We start from the raw sequence: 17214 nt of genomic DNA on the forward strand, positions 1-17214 counted from the left end.
ACGGAGCTGGCATCACAGCACTCCCGTCGCGACGAATCGCCAGGGCACGTCGTAGTCCGCTTTCGGTCTACATACGTTGGTGTGCGATCGCCCGTCGACCGACTGGCTATAGAGATCCGTGTCGTATGACTCGTTGATCACGACGTCTTCTGGATTCGCCCAAAGGATTCTGGCGCGCACGGCTTCCGCCTCTGGGTATGTCATGGCTATCGCTTCGGTTCGTCGGCGGGTAGAGGTAAGAAGCTCTGATCCGGGCTGCATGTCGGCGAAGTTTGCGGTGTAGCCGAGGACCGTACGCAAGGCTGCCGTAGCACTTGATTCGAAGAGCGCGCCGAGCAAATGTACTGGGCGAAAGCCGGCGGTTGCAGGGCTGAACAAGCGCACGTTGGCCTCAAGGGTTGGTGGACGTGGCGGGATCAGTCCCAGGAGGGCCTTCCATTCCGTGAAGTCGTCGAGTAGCGCGCGACGGACCACTAGACCCCCGAGGGAATGAGCAACGATGAAGAGCTCCTCGTACTGGGCGTTACCATCGTCCCGAAGGTCACCACCACCGCTGTGCGCCAGGCTCAAGTGTGGAATCGGAAAGTGCTCCGGAAGGAGCCGTCGGAATCTGTCAGCGACAGCTTTCGCGCTTTCCCGGAACGACTTGTAGCCAAAAAAGATCAGATCGGCACAACTCCAGAAGTCGTCCGACGCTTCGAGCTCGGTGAATCCCTTCCACGTCTTGAGCGCATCACCGCCGAATCCGTGCACGAATACCACCAGCCGCCGGGGTGCGACGTGAGCGACGAGGGCCGCTTGCGCAAAGGGTGTCGGCGCAAACACGAGGCTGTGGGTAGACATTCTTGTCGCAGTATAGAAGGTCCCGAGTCATGGAGAGACACCGCGACACTGCGGTCAGCGGCTCAAATGCGATGGGCTGTGATGTCGATGTGCGCCAATCGGGCCCGAGCGTAACGTTGACAGCAGAAAAGTGTCCTTCAATTCGCACGAGTCCTCCCCCGGGCAGAAGGACTGCTTGCGTAATGGAGAGTGCTAGCGCAGATGATCTTCCCCCGGTTCTTCGGACAGTTTGATGTGTCGTTTCAGGCAGCCAGGGTGACTGTCGTCGGGATGATTTTCTCGTAGTCGGCCGGGGAGTGGTAGCCCAGCGAGGAGTGCCGGCGGCGGGGGTTGTACCAGGCTTCGATCCAGGAGAACATCGCCGTCCCCAGTTGTCGCCTGGACTGCCAGGGCTGGGTGTCGAGCAGTTCGATCTGCATGCCGGACCAGAAGGATTCCATCATCGCGTTGTCGTAGCAGTCGCCGACCGATCCCATGGAGGCGACCAGGCCGGCTTCGTGGACGCGGGAGGTGAAGGCCCAGGAGGTGTATTGGGAACCGTGGTCGGAGTGCATGATCGCCCCGCGAACCCCGAACCGCCGCCAGCGGGCCATCTGCAGTGCATCCACCACCAGGTCCGCGGTCATCCGGGATCCGATCGACCACCCGATCGCGAGTCGGCTGTAAGCGTCGAGGACGACGGCGCAGTAGACCTTCCCCTCGGCGGTGTGGTGCTCGGTGATATCGCCCAGCCAGAGCCGGTTCGGGCCGGGGACATGGAAGTTCCGGTTCACCCGGTCTTCACTGGTGGCCGGGTTGGCGCGGAACCGGAACTTGCGTTTGACGGCGCCGGCCCAGCCGCGCTCCCGCATGATCCGCTCCACCCGTTTCCGCCCAATCCGAAACCCGTGCCCCATCCGCAGCTCGGCGTGCATCCGCGGCGACCCGTAGGTGTGGAAGAACGCCCCTTTCTCGGATCGGAGCCGGGCGATCACCGCGGCGATCTCCTCATCCCGCGCCTTCCGGGCCGAGATGCGGTGCTGGGCCCAGGTGTAGTAGCCGGAGCGGGAGACCCCCAATAACCGGCTGACCGTCGCGACTTTGAACCGGTGCGGGTCCTCGGTCGTCAGCTGCTCGATCAGTCGGAAAGATGTTTTGGGAGCACGTTCTCCTTCGCGAAATACGCCGCCGCGCGCTTCAGGATCTCGTTCTCCGTCTCCAACCGGCGCACCTCACGACGCAACCGGACCAGCTCCGCCTGCTCATCCGCATCGAGGACCGGAACCACTCCGGCAGCTTTCTCCGCCTGCGCTTTAGCGAAGTCATCCTCGGCCACCCATCTCGAGAGCGCACTGTTCGAGACGCCGAGCTCACGGGCGACCTGCGACAACGGTCGGTCGCTGATCCGAACTAACTCAATCGCACGAACCCGGAACTCCCGAGGAAACCGTCGAGCCATAAAGACCACCCTCCCGGACCAATAAGGCCGATGCTAAGTGACCGAAGAACCGGGGGAACACCATGGAGACCGGCAAACAAGGAATCGAAAGAGCGAATGCACGTAGGCACTTAAGTGGAACGGCCTGCACCGTCCCGGTTCAGCAGGGGTTCCATGTAAACCTCTCAGTGGACTGCGCACTGCTCCGAGTTCAAATGTCGCGCGGGCAGGGCCACCTGCACGAGGTCGGAAGCGTCTGCTGCTGCGGGCTGCAGACTCACGCCACATGGCCGTCATCGGCTCCACTGCGCAACCCAGCGGCCGCATCCGTTTCGACTCAGGCCTCTGGTCGAAGACGCCGCACGCGGCGCTGCTCTTGTGTGGTTTGAGGGCCTTTCCGCCGCCCGATCGTAGCTCCCTCCCGGTGCTCCGTGCCGGGCTTTCGACGCTTCTATGTTTGTCAAGTGGAGCCTGACCCGGTTGCCCGGACACGGTTGTTGTGTTGATCATGCCGCGATGTGCGCGGCGGTGTGAAGGGCTTCGAACTCGGCCGGGCTGAGATAGCCGAGGGCGGTGTGCCGGCGGCGGGGGTTGTAGAACCCCTCGATCCATTCGAAGATCGCGGAGCCGAGCTCGGCCGGGCTGTCCCAGGTGCGGCGGTCCAGGAGCTCGCGTTGCATGGTCGACCAGAACGATTCCATCAGCCCGTTATCGACGCTCGAAGCGACCCGCCCCATCGAGCCGAGCAGCCCGGCCTGGCGCAGCCGATGCCCGAACGCCCAGGAGGTGTATTGACTGCCGCGGTCCGAATGCAGGATCGTTCCCGGTTTCGGGCGGCGCTGCCAGGTCGCCATCCGCAACGCATCGACGACCAGTTCGGTGCGGATGTGGTCGGCGATCGACCAGCCGACCACGCGACGGCTGAAGCAGTCGATCACGGCCGCGCAGTAGACCTTCCCGGCCCGCGTGGGGTGCTCGGTGATGTCGGTGAACCAGAGCCGGTCCGGCCCGTCCGCCGTGAACCGGTGCCGGACGAGATCGTCGTGCGGGGCAGGCAACGGGCGGACACGGCCGCGTTTGCGGTGATGGAACACGCCGGTCATGCCTGCGGCCCGCATCAGCCGGGCGACCCGTTAGCGGCCGACCCTCACCCCGAAACCCAGCCGCAGCTCGGCATGCACCCGCGGCGCCCCATAGGTTCCCCGGGACTCGTAATGGATCCGGGTGATCATCCCGGACAACGCCTGATCGGCGACCTGCCGAGCGGAAGGAGCACGCCGCGCCCACTCGTAATAACCGGACCGGGACACCAACAGCTTCCGGCAGGCCACCGCGACGGGAACACCGTCCGCGGCGAGCTCCTGGGCCAGCCGGAACCCTATTTTGGGAGCTCGTTCTCCCGGGCGAAATACGCGCTCGCCCGCTTCAGGATCTCGTTCTCCATCTCCAACACCCGGTTCCGGCGCCGCAACTCCACCAGCTCGCGCTTCTCCGCACTGGTCAGCCCTTCCGCCCGGCCGGCGTCGATGTCGTCCTGCGCCATCCACCCGCGCAACCCGGACTCGCTGATCCCGAGACTGCGGGCAACCCGCGCCACCGGCTCACCCTGCGCGACCAAATCCAACGCCCTACGCCGAAACTCCGGCGACTTCGCAGCAGGCATCAGCAGACTCCTTCCCGGGACGATCATCGCCCCAGATCAGGTGTCCGGGAAACCGGGTCAGGCTCCACGTTCTGTTCTTCGACAAGAAGCCCGCGTCCGAAACACCTTGGACACGGCGACTCTGGGTCTACGACCTGCGCACCAATTAGCACTTCACACTAAAGAAGCGCCCGCTGCGCCGGACCGACCTGGACGACTTCGTTGAGGCGTACCAGCCGGGTACACCTCGCGAGGAGCGGGTGGAGTCTGAGAGATGGAAGTCGTACACCTTCGACGAGTTGGTTGCTCGAGAAAAGGTGAACCTCGATGTCACCTGGCTGCGGGATGAATCACTCGAAAGCATCGATAGCTTGCCCGCGCCCAACATCATCGCTCGCGAGATCGTGGAAGACCTGACGGCAGCCGTGGCGGAATTTGAGGCGGTGGCTATTGCTCTCGAAAACCGAACTAGCGCTGCCCATGACCGCGCAGGCCAGTAAGACGTCATAACCAAAAACAAGGGTTCAGCCGGTCGCGGCTGCGCCGCCTGAGCTGATGGAACGTCTGCGCACACGTATAGCCCAGGCAACAAACGAGTTCCGGCGAAATGCGAGCGCGCTGGCACGTGTGTCGAGAGGTGAGCAGTCAATCCTCGCCATGAGACGGTGGCTAGCACCGTCCACTGTACGGGCAGCCTCGACTACTAATCGCTCATTGTCTGGCAACATTCTGACTGTGCCGCCCACAGAGCCTACAGACGAGAGTGAGCTTGGTGCGTTTTGGCGTTCAGCGGGCCCATTGTTGTCCCGTCTGAAACGTCTGAATATTCTCCTAACGGTTACCTTTGTGGGAGCAGTGGTCGCAGTGCTCGGCCCGCTCATTTGGGCGAACCCCGGATGGTCATGGATCCGCATAACGGCCGGCGTCGCTGCCGCTGCCGCAATTGTCGCGGACAAGCTTGCAGATAAGTACGACCAGTTGATTGCGAGTCTTAAGTTTCGCCTGAGTGAGAAATCTGCCGAGAAGGCAATCGACGATCTGAATGTGGTCCTAAGTGAAGCTATCGAGCTGGCTTTCCTTTCCGGAGACGCACGCAAGCAGGCGGCACTCGCGCTGCGGCGCACTGTCGCCCGCCAAGCAGCGAGCGCTGTCGGCGACGGAAGCCGTGCGACTTACTACACGATGCGGCGAGAGACGGCCGGCAAAAGGATATTGGGCAGCGCCGTCCACGGCACTGAGCACGGTCGCTATGACAAACCGGACCGCCCCTTCGTTGAACGAGAGGATCCCGAGCACACGATCTGGAATCTGATGGATCGTGCGGATGAAGAACCAGAGATTTCAAACGCCCCCGACGAGGTTTATGGGGTGGACTGGAGCAGAAAGAAATACAAGACCTTCTACACCGTTCCGGTTAAGGCGAAGTCAGTCCAGTTAGGACTGCTGAGTGTGAACAACAAGAGCGTCGGCGCGATCGGTGGTCCTCAGCGGGCTGCAGTGCTCGCTATGGCGAGAACTATGGCGTTGGTAATCGCGATGCTTAAAGGGCCCACTGCTATGAAAAGACAGGAGGCGCATCACGAAAATGTCGCTGGTTAGAGTTACGTTGTGATTACCGGAGCGAAGGAGGTCATAATGAAGAACAGATTCAGCGAAGAGGCAACACAGGCTCGTGTAGAGGCTCAAGTCCAGCGAAACGCTGAGCGCCTGACTCGCAGGTATTCCTCCACTTCTCCTGTGGCTCGCCGCAATATCGCGGCGCGCGAGCGTTACGTCCAATCTCTCGTCCTCCGCCGAGGCGCATAGTCTGGCCGTGGTAGTCGTCCCGGTGTTTCGCTGGTAAACCAGGCCTGCGGCGATCTGTCTGCGCGAGCCGGAACTCAAACATGCGTCGATGAGGCTGACCTGATGTTGTTCCGTTCAGCTCTTTGGTAAAGAGTCCACTCAGCAAGCACTGTCCCGACCCGCCGGTTAGCCGTGGCGTTGATCTGCTTGACGATGTCCTCGTCAAACCCGGCTCCCCGCAGATCTTTGCGCTCGAACTCGAGCCCCTATCGACTGTTGTGCGCGTTCCTGCGCTTCAAGCGCTCGATCCTCTGAGTTCGCGGGAGGCAACTGCCCGGTCGCTCAGGCGCACCTACTCACGGGGCGTTTGTCTCCACCTCAACCCGCCCTCGATGCCCACTCCCAAAGCCGCTCAGCGGCCGAGGGCGCGAGCTGAGCAGCCACGATGGCGCCCCTGGCGGCCACCTCAGGCGTGTTATTCGAGGGATAGGCGCTCAAGAACTCAAGGAACCACTGAAGACTAAAACCGTCACTCGGTGCCGTCGCTATCGCAAGAAAACTCTCGTCGAGCGCCCCAGACCACAACGACTCGGAGGAACCTTTCGTCACGTTCCAAGCGGCTAGGACCACGTCGAAGCCCAGGTCGGGACGGCTGTCCGCGTAGTCTTCTGCAAGTCGCTGCGCTGGCTCTGCTAGCAGCGACGGTTTCGCGTGAAGCGCCAGTCTGAGCGCCTCAGGTCCAACGTCTGGATCGTCTGACCGTGCGAAGAGGTTGCTCACATGAGGTTCGTCCAAACGCCCCAGCGCGGCGTCGGGTGCGTCAAGCATTCGAAGCAGGTCGCTGTCCGGACGGTTCTCGGCTGGCTTTACGAGATTCAGCCAAGCAATCCAGCGTGAACGTCGTCCCGCAGGCTCCAGCGCGCTTCGTACTAGTCCGTAAACCTCTTCACGCACTCCGTCCGAAACGAATTCAAGAGACGGCGCCCGCTCGGGAGCAAACATGCTCCCTAGAAAGACCGCCAAGTCGGAATAGACGAAGTGGTCTTTCGCTCGTGACGAGAGTGTACGAAGAAGGGAAAGGGCGTTCTTGGCAGCCGCATCTCCGTCCAGAGTCTTTGCTCCATAGACAAACGCGGTGGCAAGGAAGCCGACGCTTGTCAACCCTGGCCACAGGGGCAGACCCCCCACCTCTACTGGTTCACACATTAGAGCCGGAGTCACGGGCAGCGAGGGTCCCCAGCGCTCCTCAGCCGCCTTCCACGAATCCAGGTCGCCAAGATCACCGCGCTCTGCTGCCTTCGCTAGCTCGCTAAGGATGCGCTCCCTGTTGGTCGTGTTCGCGCCCGCTTTCGACTCTGCGTGACGAAGACAGACTTCAAGCGGCCAAGGGATCCCCGGCAGCTGAGGATCCGATGCGGTTCTGCTACACAGATCAAGCGCGCGGGCAAGCGTCTCCGGTGAGGGCGCGCTCGCGAATTGGGCAACACCGACGACCGATTGCCAGGCAACGTCCTCGGGACTCAATCCAGCAATCCAATGCCAGGCGTCGACTCTGGCTCCTAGCTGGCGCGCAAACGCCACCATCACCGTGTCCCCCGTGTTAAGCAGGTCAAAGCCCGTTTGGTCCCCATCATTTGGACTGGCGAGAGACCCCAAATGTCTGATCCAGTCCGGGACCGCTTCACCACCGTCGTGGATTACGTCGCGCAAGTCGTATCGACCGGCCTTCCCGAAAGTCTCCGGGGATGCGACCATGAAATCCGAGCCGATCACGTGAGCGAGGTCGATGTCGAACGTGTCCCACGCCCATTCGACTAGCTGCCGTTTGAGCTCATCGTTGGCGAGCTTCCACAACTTGTGCAGCGCAACATCTGCACGATCGCCGTCGCTCGTCCGAATAAGGGACAAGAGGCCGGCCTTGTTGATCGTATGAGCATGGGACACCTCTTGCGTGGACTCGAGGTGCTCCCAGAGGAGCTCTGCTAAGTCGGTCGACAACAGGAACCGCAGGCGACGGAAGTGGCTCCCCGACGGAACCCTCAACAAGCCGATCGCGTTCTTGGCCAAACTCCGGGCATACCTGGGCATAGAAAGGCAACTTCCATCGCGCAGTACGTCGATAGCAAGGTCGGAGCCAGGTCTCAATACTGCTGATGTCTTGGATGCATCATTCAGACGTTCGCAAAGCAGCACGGCTTCTGCCCGCAGAGGTTCGCGGTGGGCGAAGATGCTGCCTATCGCAAATAGCACGACGTTCCGCCAGTACGGCGTAACGGCGCGTTCCTCAATCGCTCGGATGATCTTGGATTCCTTCAAGCTAATGATGTACTCGGAAGCCATGAATTCCTGCAAGCTGCGAAGCTCAAAACCGATTCGATCGACCTGCAAGCGAGCAAGGAATACCAAGCGGTCAGTGACGAGAGCAGAGAAGTCCCTAACTAGGGTCGCCACTTCAGACTTCGAATGGCCTTGGTTTTTGAAACGCCTTCGAATCAGTTCATGAAATTCGTCGATGGATAACGACGAGGTCGTTTCACCAATCTCCGCACCGCGCGACTGGAGCTCGATTCCGACCCTGCGATGCAGCCAGTCCACGTCACTTTCGTAACGCTGTAATAGGTCGCTGAGCTTGCCACTCTTCTCCTGTTCGCGCGCTGAAATGACGGAATAATACGCCGAGTACAAGCGGCTGCGATCGCTCGGCGCTTTGCCCAGTTTTTCCAAGAGCACCTCAAGGATGGTGACCTGGAGCGGGGATTCGAACAGCTTCGACGTGTGCTCCTCAATACTGGCCCGTCGGAGGCGATCCATGACCTTCTTGGCAGAGGGCGTACCGTCCCCTTGGCGGATGCGCACTAGACCTTCCGCGTACTTGAGCGCTTGACGCACGTTGAGCGAGGCTAAATCGATGTGCTCGTACTGGTTCGGGGAGAACTCCTGGCTGTACCCTTGCGGTCGCGTAGTGGCCACCGCTTCAACGTCGGCACCGATCGCTGCTACGTCTATGAAGAAGTCGCCGATCGCGATCATGACCTGGTCGCGGTTGCTCGAGACCGGTACTTCGTCGAGTCCGTCAATGAGGAGGAGCCAGGGGTAACTTGCCAGCCAGCGGCGCATGCCGCTCGCGTCTACAGGTGCCGACGAACGTTCGGCCACATTTTGCGCGATATAGTGCAAAAGCGAATGCGAGGGGTTCTTGGCAAGGTAATCAGCGAGTTCCGTAAGAACTATTCGAAATGGCCAACGACGGGCGCCAATGACAGGCAGCGAAAGCTTCTCTTGACGGTCCCGGAGTTTCCGAGAGGCCTCTTTGACGTCGGGAGTTTCGGCGACGGGAGATCCGTCAAGAAACTCCGCGCGGTAAATCTCTGCAAGCCACTGAGTGACCGTACTCTTGCCCTGGCCCGGCCCGCCGATCAGGACGAAACCGTTCTTTCGGTGCCCGGACTCGGGATTCGCGTCTGCAAGCCGATTAAAAGAGCTGATTAGATGTGCCGCTATGCCACTCGACTTAGAGGAAGCCGAGGCATCATTCGATTCGAAGTTGTCGAGCAACGAATTGGTCTCCTCCGCCTCCCCTTCATCGGCGTCTTCGAGCCCGGGACGTTGATGCTCTTCGCGCGCAGCTTGTTCCTCGAAGAACCTTCGACCCCGAGGCAGATTTGCGGGTAGATCGACGAATACATCGCCGATGGTGACGCGAGCATCGCCGGCAGTGCCAGATTGGGTGAGATTTAGGATGCCGTCGTCGAGGAGAGAACGTGCCGTATACGCCGTTAGAGCCTCGCCCAGAGTCTTATCCGATTGCTCCAGCTGGTCCAGCAGTGTTGCTATGACGTCTCCGCTGGTTATGAACGCCGCGTACCTCTTTCGGATATCAGCGGCGCCGTCAAGCATGGCGCGGATGTCGTAGTAGTCCGCGAGACCTATCTCGCGAAACTGAAGCTTCAGGTCTGACGCGATTTCTTCCAGCGCCCGAACCGCCTCGTCTTTCCCACTCCCCGGAACTGACGAAAGCCGTACGTTCGTCATAAACAAGAGGAAATCCGGCAGTTCGGCGCGCTTCGACTCGGCACGGGCCCACTCTTTGAGCTCTGACTGAACAGTCGCCTTTAGCCACGCGAGGTTCTCTGCGGGCGCGGAGCTACGTTCTCTGAACTTGGCCTGCAGTACTCCATATCCGTTCCAGCTCGGCAGACGACCGAACGTGACCGAGTCTCCCCGCCACGTCGCTTCTCGTCCCCCGTCTGGACCATCTCCGAAGACCGTGACTCTTGGCCCAATGATTTTCGCAACCAGGGCCTGAGTGAGGTTCTCGAAGTTGCGCGGTCCAAGTGAATCAAGGTTGTAATCCATCGCTAATGATCATGGCGCACGCGTCCGCGTCGCGAAAGAAGTCACGCGGAAACAGGGACCCCCATTGAGAGGCAGGCTGCGGTCACAGCAATCTATGGAGAGCCCTTGCTGCGTTAGACCGATACACCGCCCGAGTGCGCGTTTGGGCTTACCAGGCGACTGGATATTGGAACGTACGTCCGAGCCCGAGTGCGCCAACTTCACCAGAGATCGTCCTGGCTAATGGCCAGAAGCGCTTCGACGCTGACCACACCGGCCTGCGATGGCAGTTGGCACTACAAAGCGCCGGCGTCGGCAATTCCGGGGCAAGTCATAAAATAGCGAGCGTTATTCAGCGACCAAAATTCGTCCTCTGACCGGGACTTTTGCTGCATTCAAAAGGTGCCCCTGGAGGGACTCGAACCCCCAACCGTTTCCTTAGGACGGAACTGCTCTTCCATTGAGCTACAGAGGCTGGCCTCCCGAGTCTACCGAACCTCCCATCGGCAACCCGACAAAGAATCTCGGTACTCACTATTGCCAAGTACCGGTACTCATGCTTACTATGTACCGGTAATCAGCAACACTGAGTAGCCAAGGGAGGTTCCGATGGGCAAGCTGACCACCGAGATGCTCAAGGGAACTCTCGAGGGCATCGTCCTCGCCATCCTGTCCGTCCGCCCGGCCTACGGGTACGAGATCACCGCGTGGCTGCGCGACCGCGGCTTCAGCGACATCGCCGAGGGCACCGTCTACGCGCTCCTCGTGCGCATCGAGCAGCGCGGGTACGTCGATGTCGAGAAGGTCCCCTCCGAGAAGGGGCCGCCGCGCAAGGTGTACTCGCTCAACGCGGCGGGTCGCACCTACCTCGACGAGTTCTGGGAGACCTGGGGCTTCCTCTCCGAACGGCTGAACCAGCTCCGCAACGAAGGGATCTGACAACAATGGCATCCAAGTGGATCGAGCTGGTCACCGGATCGCTCGAGCAGAAGAAGCAGTACCGGCAATACAGGGCACGCATGGAGGCGCTCCCCGCCCCCTACGCGGACGTCGCCAAAGCGATCTACCGCTACTTCATGTACAACGGCGGACTCGTCGACGGCGACACGATCGTCACCATGATGGGCGACTTCGTCGAGCTCTGGGAGCGCGCCGCTGCCGACGGCACCCCGGTGCGCGAGATCGTCGGCGCCGACCCGGTCGACTTCGCCGACACGTTCGCCGAGGCCTACACGGGCAAGCGGTGGATCGACAAGGAGCGCGCGCGCCTCACCGAGGCCGTCGACGCCGCCGAGAAGGCGCAGAAAGAACAGGAGGCGGACTCATGAGCACCGCGACCCTCCCGGCCCCGGCCATCCGGGTCCGCGACCTCTACAAGTCGTACAAGAAGGTGAGCGTCCTGCGCGGGGTCGACTTCGACGTCGCGCGGGGCAGCATCTTCGCCCTGCTCGGATCAAACGGCGCCGGCAAGACGACCGCGGTCAAGATCCTCTCGACCCTCCTCGGCGCCGACTCGGGCGAGGCGAGCGTCAACGGGCACGACGTCTCCCGTGAGGCGGCCGACGTCCGCGACTCCATCAGCCTCACCGGCCAGTTCGCCGCGGTCGACGAAGTGCTGACCGGGAGGGAGAACCTCACGCTCGTCGCGCGCCTCCGCCACCTGAAGCACCCCGGCGAGATCGCCGACCGCCTCCTGGCGCGTTTCGCCCTCACAGAGGCGGGTGGCCGCAAGGTGGCGACCTACTCGGGCGGCATGCGGCGGAGGCTCGACATCGCCATGAGCCTCATCGGCGAGCCTCCCGTCATCTTCCTCGACGAGCCGACCACCGGCCTCGACCCGCAGGCCCGATTGGAGGTGTGGGCCGCGGTGCGCGAGCTCGCCGGCCGCGGGACCACGGTGCTGCTCACCACGCAGTACCTCGACGAGGCGGAGCAGCTCGCCGACCGGATCGCGATCCTCCACGGCGGACGCATCATCGCCAACGGAACGCTCGCCGAGCTGAAGGCGCTCCTCCCGCCGACCGAGGTCGAATACGTCGAGAAGCAGCCCACCCTCGAGGACGTCTTCCTCGCCATCGTCGGCGAACCCACCCCCGACGACGCGAGCGACGCCTCCCCCACCCCCACCGACGAGAAGGCGCGCAAGCGCGGAAAGAACAAGGAGGCACGACGATGAGCACCGCGAACTTCGTCGCCGACACCGCCGTCCTCACCGGGCGGTCCATGCGCCACATCACGCGGAGTCTCGACACGATCATCACCGTGTCGCTCACCCCGATCGCCCTCATGCTGCTGTTCGTGTTCGTCTTCGGAGGCGCCATCAACACCGGCGCCCACACCGGCCCGTACGTGAACTACCTGCTGCCGGGCATCCTCCTCATCACCATCGCCTCCGGCATCTCGTACACGGGATACCGGCTGTTCATGGACCTCCAGGGGGGCATTTTCGAACGCTTCCAGTCGATGCCGATCGCCCGGTCGAGCGCGCTGTGGGCCCACGTGCTCACGAGCCTCCTCTCGAACCTGGTCTCGGTGGTGCTGGTCGTGCTGGTCGCGCTGCTCATCGGGTTCCGCACCGGCGCGAGCGTGCTGGCGTGGCTCGGAGTGACCGGGATCCTCATCCTGTTCACTCTGGCGCTGACGTGGCTCGCGGTGATCGCCGGCCTCTCGGCGAAGACGGTGGACGGCGCAGGCGCCTTCGCCTACCCGCTCATCTTCCTGCCGTTCGTCAGCTCGGCGTTCGTGCCGACCGACACGATGCCGGGCGCCGTTCAGTGGTTCGCGGAGCACCAGCCCGTCACTCCGATCGTCGACACGATCCGCGCCCTGTTCGAGCAGCAGCCGGTCAGCGGCGACATCTGGATCGCTCTCGCCTGGTGCGTGGGGATCCTCGTGGTCGCGTACGCGATCGCGATGGCCACGTATCGCCGCAAGATCACGGCGGGCTGACCCTCCCCGTGCCGCCCGCTCCCCCGAAACGCGACGACGACCGCCCGGCCGACCGGCCCGGCGGTCGTCGCCGCGCGTCGGGGCGCGCTTCGCGCCTCCGCGCCTCCACGCTCCGCGCCTCCGCCCTCGCGCCTCCGCCCTCGCACCCGCATCCCCACCAGCGAGTCCCCCAAGACTGCGCCCCTCCGTCTACTCCGGGAGGCTCGCCTCGGTCGGCTCGGGGACGACCGTGTCACGTCGCTCGAGGTACGCCATCACGACGCCTGCGCCCAGAAGCGCCGTGCCCACGGGCGTGAGGAGGGACGCCGCCACACGTAGCGCGGAGTCCAGCAGCGCCAGGAGCCCCTGATCGACCTGGGTGCCCGTGGAACCCACGGCCATGATTCCGAAGCTGAGCGGCGGCAAGAACAGCTCGACCAGCACTCCCACCAGCAGCAACCCGATCCCCCACCACAGGACGACGCGCGCCCTGAATTTCGAAGTCCGCATGTGATGACTACATCACACGAGGCGTGCGCGCGCTAGGGCAGTGGAGGTACCTTGGCCTCCGCGTGCAACGACGCCGCATGCAACTACGCCGCGCGACAACTCACCCCTGGAACAGAGCCCACCTCAAGTGCGGGTCCGCCCCTCCTGCCCGGACCATGCGCACCCATAGGAGCGCGAGGTGCTCGAGGTCGACCGCCGCCGCGAGCGGCCCGACATCCAGCGGCTCCCACCCAGCACGGTCCAGGAGCTCCCGCACCGTCTCTTTCGCGGCGACGTCATCGCCCGCATACGGCATCAATGGCCGCTGCCGCTCCTCCCCTTCAGCCACATGCGCCGCTGGGGCAGACGCTCCCGCGGTCGCAGCAGACGGCGCCGCCCCCGCAGCAACCCCCGGCGCCAGGTTCTCCCACCCATAAATGTTCAGCGACTTCACCACCCGGACCTCCGGCGCAGCAGCCGCAAGCACCGTCGAGGCCGACTCGTTCATCCCCAGACCGTGAGTCAGCCCCGGCCCGACCGGGTTGGTCGCGTCGATCACCGCACCGCTGAAGTGCGCCGCCACCAGCGCCCGCGCGACTGCGGGAATCGCCCCGAACGGGACAGCGATCACGACGACATCAGCGTCCGCGAGGGCATCCTCAGCAGGCGCGACCCGGATCGCCGCGAGCTCGGGCGCTGTCTCAGCCTCGGCGTCAAGCGCTTCGCGAGCCGCGCCCGGATGATGGTCGCTGTCGACGACCACCACCTCCTCGCCCGCTCCCGCGAACGAACGCACCAGAGCCTTGCCGACCTTGCCGTACCCGAAGACAGCAACTCGCATGACCACAACTCCTCATCAAGCAAACCGCCGCAGCCCTACGCCGCCGGCGCCAGGAAGTCCTCCCACTCCGTGTGCTCCCCCTCCGCGCCGCGCACGATCCACGAGTTGTCGTGCGGCGGCCGCGGCGAGAAGGCGAGCGTCCAGCCCATCTCCGCCGGCGTCTTGTCACCCTTGATGTTGTTGCAGCGCAGGCAGCAGGCGACGAGGTTCTCCCAGCTGTCCCTCCCGCCGCGCGACCGCGGCAGCACGTGGTCGATGGTCGTCGCCGATTTGCCGCAGTAGGCGCAGCGGTGCGCATCGCGGCGAAGCACCCCGCGCCGGCTCACCGGGACGGACCGACCCCGCGGGAGGCGCACATAGCGCGTCAACAGGATGACACTCGGTCGTTCGTAGCTGCTCGAGATGCTCCAGACGGGGTGATCTCGATCGCTCGCGAGCACGGTCGCCTTCTGATTCATGACGAGCACCAGGGCTCGTTTGAACGAGACGACCGCGAGCGGTTCGTAACCGGCGTTGAGGACCAGTGTCTTCATCTGCGACCTTCCAGGCTGGTGAGGCGACGCGATGTCGGAGGGGTTGGTGTGATGGAGGCGCGGCGCGAGCGGACGCTTGGCGGGCGAACACTGAGCCGACGTGGAGGGACCGCCCGAGTCGAAGGCGGCCGGCAGGCAGAGAAGACGGACTCCATACCGCCCGGGCAAACAAAAAGGGCACTGTCCGTGCGGACAGCGCCCAGGAGGGAGGCGGCATGGTGGCGGCACACCACATGGTGGCGGTGGCAGGCCTCGACGTGATGGCGGCAGGCGAGGAAGTCGTGGTGCCGGGCCATCGGCAGGGCCAGCGCGATGCCGGGCGGAGTGATCGGGCTCGGGAGGCCGCACTCGGCCCACCCGGTCGCCTTGAGCGACCCGGCGGCTGGCGGCGTACCGGCCATCGGAACCCTCCGATCAGAACCTGATCATCACGCGTGCACTGCGGAGGACTGCGTTACCACAGTGTCAGGGCATCAGCGTAACCCAGAAACGGCGCGCCACCTATTCGTGGCACGCCGCTCCTGCGTGGTGATGCGAAGTGTTAACCCGCTGTTCGGGTTCAGCCGTTGATGCGGACGACGTAGTAGTCGCTGGTCCAGATCGGACGGATCGAGATCGTGCGACCCGAGTCGGGCGCATCCATGATGTTGTTGTTGCCGGCATAGAAGCCGATGTGGCCCGGCATGACGATGAGGTCGCCCGGCTGCGCCTGGTCGATCGAGATCCGGGTGCCGGCGGCGGCCTCACCCGACACCGAGTGCGGGAGCGAGATGCCGAACTGGGCGAACACGTACATGACGTAGCCCGAGCAGTCGAAGCCGGCGGGAGTCGAGCCTCCGTACACATACGGCGTGCCGATGTACTGCTTGGCGACCGAGAAGACCGACGCGAGGCTGTAGCTCGTGTAGACGGGGTTCGAGACGAACTGCTGGCTCGTCGGGCCGGTGTAGCTCTTCGCGTAGTTCGCGAGCTGGACCGCGGCCTGCTGGCGGGCGAGCTCCGCGGCGGCAGCAGCGGCGGCCGCCGCCTTCTGCGAAGCGAGCTGCTCCTCGGTGGTGGCCGAAGCCGCGTCACGGCTGACGGTCGCGGAGGCGACACCGCCCACCTCGACGGTCTGAGACTGCGCCTTCTTCATGCTGTCTGCGGCGCTGGGGCCGAAGGCGGCCGAGTCGGCGCCGTTCGGGTTGAAGGCGAAGGCCGGGAGGGACATCGTCGCGATGATCCCGGTGGCGATCGTGATGACGCCCGCGTTGAGGATCCAACCGCCCTTGCGTTTGGGCTTCGGCTTCTGCGCCGAGGTCGAGCCCGTCGCGACGGCCTGCGCCTGCGCGCGCGTGGTGATGCGGGTCTTCGTCGGGTCGGTGCGATCCCGGGCAGGATCGGGCAGGCTCGAGTGTGCCAACTGCAACCTCCAACGCTCCGGCAGCCTAGGGAACTGCCCCCGTCCCGATGCGTTCGGCTTCGGTGTCTCGAACCGGGAGACGGGATTCAAGCGGGGGGTGTGGAGCGTCCCGGTTCAGGTCCTGTCGGGCCGGCTTCTGGCCCGTTCGGACTCGTAAGAGATTACGGGAACCAATGCCATTTGTCACACGTTATTCGAGACTTTTTAACGAATTGGTAACGGGAATCACGCGTCGACGAAGATGTGCGCGGCCAGCTCGTTGGGCAGTTCGAGCCCGTTCTCGTACCCGTCGATCTGCACGGCCACGTACGACCCCTCGGCAGTGAAAGTCCCGGTGGAACCGGGAATCACACCCGCCTGCTTGAGCTGCAGCAGGAGCTCGGGATCGACCTGGGCGGGCTCCCCCAGGCGGCGGATCCTGGCAGTCACCTCCGAATCGGAACCGCGCACCGCCTCCACCAGGCTGCGGAGGTTCTCGGTAGCCGCGGCCAGCGACTGCGCGTCGAGCTCGCCGAGGCCGGGGATGGGGTTCCCGTACGGCGATTCCGTCGGGTGGCCGAGCATCGCGATGATCTTCCGCTCCACCTGCTCGCTCATGACGTGCTCCCAGCGGCACGCCTCCTCGTGGATGAACTCCCATTCGAGCTCGATGACGTCGCTCAGGAGGCGCTCGGCCAGGCGGTGCTTGCGCATGACGTGGACGGCCTTGCGGCGGCCGTCCTCCGTGAGCTCGAGGTGGCGGTCCCCCGTGACGACGACGAGGCCGTCGCGCTCCATGCGGCCGACGGTCTGGGAGACGGTGGGACCGGAGTGCCCGAGGCGCTCCGAGATGCGTGCGCGCAGCGGGACGACGTTGTCCTCCTCCAGCTCGAGGATGGTGCGAAGGTACATCTCCGTCGTATCGATGAGATCGGTCATGAGCCCCTCCACAGACGCGCGCGAATTTCCGGATTAGAGCCTACTTGCTGCGGCTGACGGGCGTGCGCAGCGCTCGGGGCG

18 protein-coding genes and 1 tRNA gene are annotated in these 17214 nt (G+C 63.7%); 6 read left to right on the plus strand and 13 right to left on the minus strand.

The annotated features are described in order from the left end of the window. Positions 1-12: 12 nt before the first annotated feature. The 6 genes from FPT20_RS11095 to FPT20_RS11120 all read right to left on the minus strand — a co-directional run bounded on the left by FPT20_RS11095 (position 13) and on the right by FPT20_RS11120 (position 3923). Positions 13-843, minus strand: a complete 831-nt coding sequence (locus FPT20_RS11095) for an esterase/lipase family protein (protein WP_158865249.1) — start codon at positions 841-843, stop codon at positions 13-15. Between the two features lie 242 nt (positions 844-1085). Beyond that, on the minus strand, positions 1086-1964 hold the full coding sequence (locus FPT20_RS11100) for an IS3 family transposase (protein WP_158868088.1): 879 nt from the start codon (positions 1962-1964) through the stop codon (positions 1086-1088). Beyond that, positions 1961-2281 carry a transposase gene (locus tag FPT20_RS11105; RefSeq protein ID WP_158865251.1) on the minus strand — a complete coding sequence of 107 codons (321 nt, stop codon included), beginning with the start codon at positions 2279-2281 and terminating at the stop codon, positions 1961-1963. The genes FPT20_RS11100 and FPT20_RS11105 overlap by 4 nt, the downstream gene beginning before the upstream one ends. 485 nt (positions 2282-2766) lie before the next feature. Further along, a complete protein-coding gene (locus tag FPT20_RS11110) occupies positions 2767-3381 on the minus strand; it encodes an IS3 family transposase (protein ID WP_325064801.1) in 615 nt (204 codons plus the stop codon). Positions 3382-3393: 12 nt separating this feature from the next. Further along, positions 3394-3591, minus strand: coding sequence for an IS3 family transposase (locus FPT20_RS18230; RefSeq protein ID WP_442786488.1), 198 nt, complete (start codon positions 3589-3591; stop codon positions 3394-3396). A 47-nt stretch (positions 3592-3638) separates the two neighbouring features. Continuing rightward, complete coding sequence (locus FPT20_RS11120) at positions 3639-3923, minus strand: transposase (protein WP_158865257.1); 285 nt, start codon at positions 3921-3923, stop codon at positions 3639-3641. 239 nt (positions 3924-4162) lie between these two features. Here FPT20_RS11120 and FPT20_RS17825 point away from each other — a divergent pair, with 239 nt between their 5' ends. Both FPT20_RS17825 and FPT20_RS11130 read left to right on the plus strand, forming a co-directional pair. Next, complete coding sequence (locus tag FPT20_RS17825) at positions 4163-4402, plus strand: hypothetical protein (protein ID WP_199245750.1); 240 nt, start codon at positions 4163-4165, stop codon at positions 4400-4402. A gap of 355 nt (positions 4403-4757) precedes the next feature. After that, complete coding sequence (locus tag FPT20_RS11130) at positions 4758-5501, plus strand: hypothetical protein (protein WP_158865259.1); 744 nt, start codon at positions 4758-4760, stop codon at positions 5499-5501. A 564-nt stretch (positions 5502-6065) separates the two neighbouring features. Here FPT20_RS11130 and FPT20_RS11135 read toward each other — a convergent pair. Both FPT20_RS11135 and FPT20_RS11140 read right to left on the minus strand, forming a co-directional pair. Continuing rightward, positions 6066-10043, minus strand: a complete 3978-nt coding sequence (locus FPT20_RS11135; RefSeq protein ID WP_158865261.1) for a hypothetical protein — start codon at positions 10041-10043, stop codon at positions 6066-6068. A 382-nt stretch (positions 10044-10425) separates the two neighbouring features. Beyond that, a tRNA-Arg gene (locus FPT20_RS11140) sits at positions 10426-10497 on the minus strand. 134 nt (positions 10498-10631) lie between these two features. Between FPT20_RS11140 and FPT20_RS11145 the strand changes: the two genes are divergently transcribed. The 4 genes from FPT20_RS11145 to FPT20_RS11160 are packed head-to-tail and all read left to right on the plus strand — an operon-like array spanning position 10632 to position 12971. Then, complete coding sequence (locus tag FPT20_RS11145; protein ID WP_158865263.1) at positions 10632-10961, plus strand: PadR family transcriptional regulator; 330 nt, start codon at positions 10632-10634, stop codon at positions 10959-10961. A 5-nt stretch (positions 10962-10966) separates the two neighbouring features. After that, complete coding sequence (locus FPT20_RS11150) at positions 10967-11350, plus strand: DUF1048 domain-containing protein (RefSeq protein WP_158865265.1); 384 nt, start codon at positions 10967-10969, stop codon at positions 11348-11350. After that, the gene (locus tag FPT20_RS11155; RefSeq protein ID WP_158865267.1) at positions 11347-12198 is read left to right on the plus strand and encodes an ABC transporter ATP-binding protein; all 852 of its coding nucleotides are present in this window, start codon (positions 11347-11349) and stop codon (positions 12196-12198) included. Before FPT20_RS11150 ends, FPT20_RS11155 begins: the two co-directional genes overlap by 4 nt. After that, positions 12195-12971, plus strand: coding sequence for an ABC transporter permease (locus FPT20_RS11160; RefSeq protein ID WP_158865269.1), 777 nt, complete (start codon positions 12195-12197; stop codon positions 12969-12971). The genes FPT20_RS11155 and FPT20_RS11160 overlap by 4 nt, the downstream gene beginning before the upstream one ends. A 189-nt stretch (positions 12972-13160) precedes the next feature. Here FPT20_RS11160 and FPT20_RS11165 read toward each other — a convergent pair whose 3' ends face one another. From FPT20_RS11165 to FPT20_RS11185, 5 genes are all read right to left on the minus strand, one after another. Continuing rightward, positions 13161-13460, minus strand: a complete 300-nt coding sequence (locus FPT20_RS11165; protein ID WP_158865271.1) for a hypothetical protein — start codon at positions 13458-13460, stop codon at positions 13161-13163. Between the two features lie 100 nt (positions 13461-13560). Then, the gene (locus FPT20_RS11170; RefSeq protein ID WP_158865273.1) at positions 13561-14280 is read right to left on the minus strand and encodes an NADPH-dependent F420 reductase; all 720 of its coding nucleotides are present in this window, start codon (positions 14278-14280) and stop codon (positions 13561-13563) included. 35 nt (positions 14281-14315) lie between these two features. Further along, positions 14316-14813, minus strand: a complete 498-nt coding sequence (locus tag FPT20_RS11175; RefSeq protein WP_158865275.1) for an HNH endonuclease — start codon at positions 14811-14813, stop codon at positions 14316-14318. A gap of 559 nt (positions 14814-15372) precedes the next feature. Further along, positions 15373-16215: a C40 family peptidase gene (locus tag FPT20_RS11180; RefSeq protein ID WP_158865277.1), complete on the minus strand. Its 843-nt coding sequence runs from the start codon at positions 16213-16215 to the stop codon at positions 15373-15375. 225 nt (positions 16216-16440) lie between these two features. Further along, positions 16441-17133 carry a metal-dependent transcriptional regulator gene (locus FPT20_RS11185; RefSeq protein WP_158865279.1) on the minus strand — a complete coding sequence of 231 codons (693 nt, stop codon included), beginning with the start codon at positions 17131-17133 and terminating at the stop codon, positions 16441-16443. Positions 17134-17214 lie beyond the last annotated feature (81 nt).

Origin of the sequence: Leifsonia sp. AG29, from assembly GCF_009765225.1 — a bacterium.
In the GTDB taxonomy this organism is placed as follows: domain Bacteria; phylum Actinomycetota; class Actinomycetes; order Actinomycetales; family Microbacteriaceae; genus Leifsonia.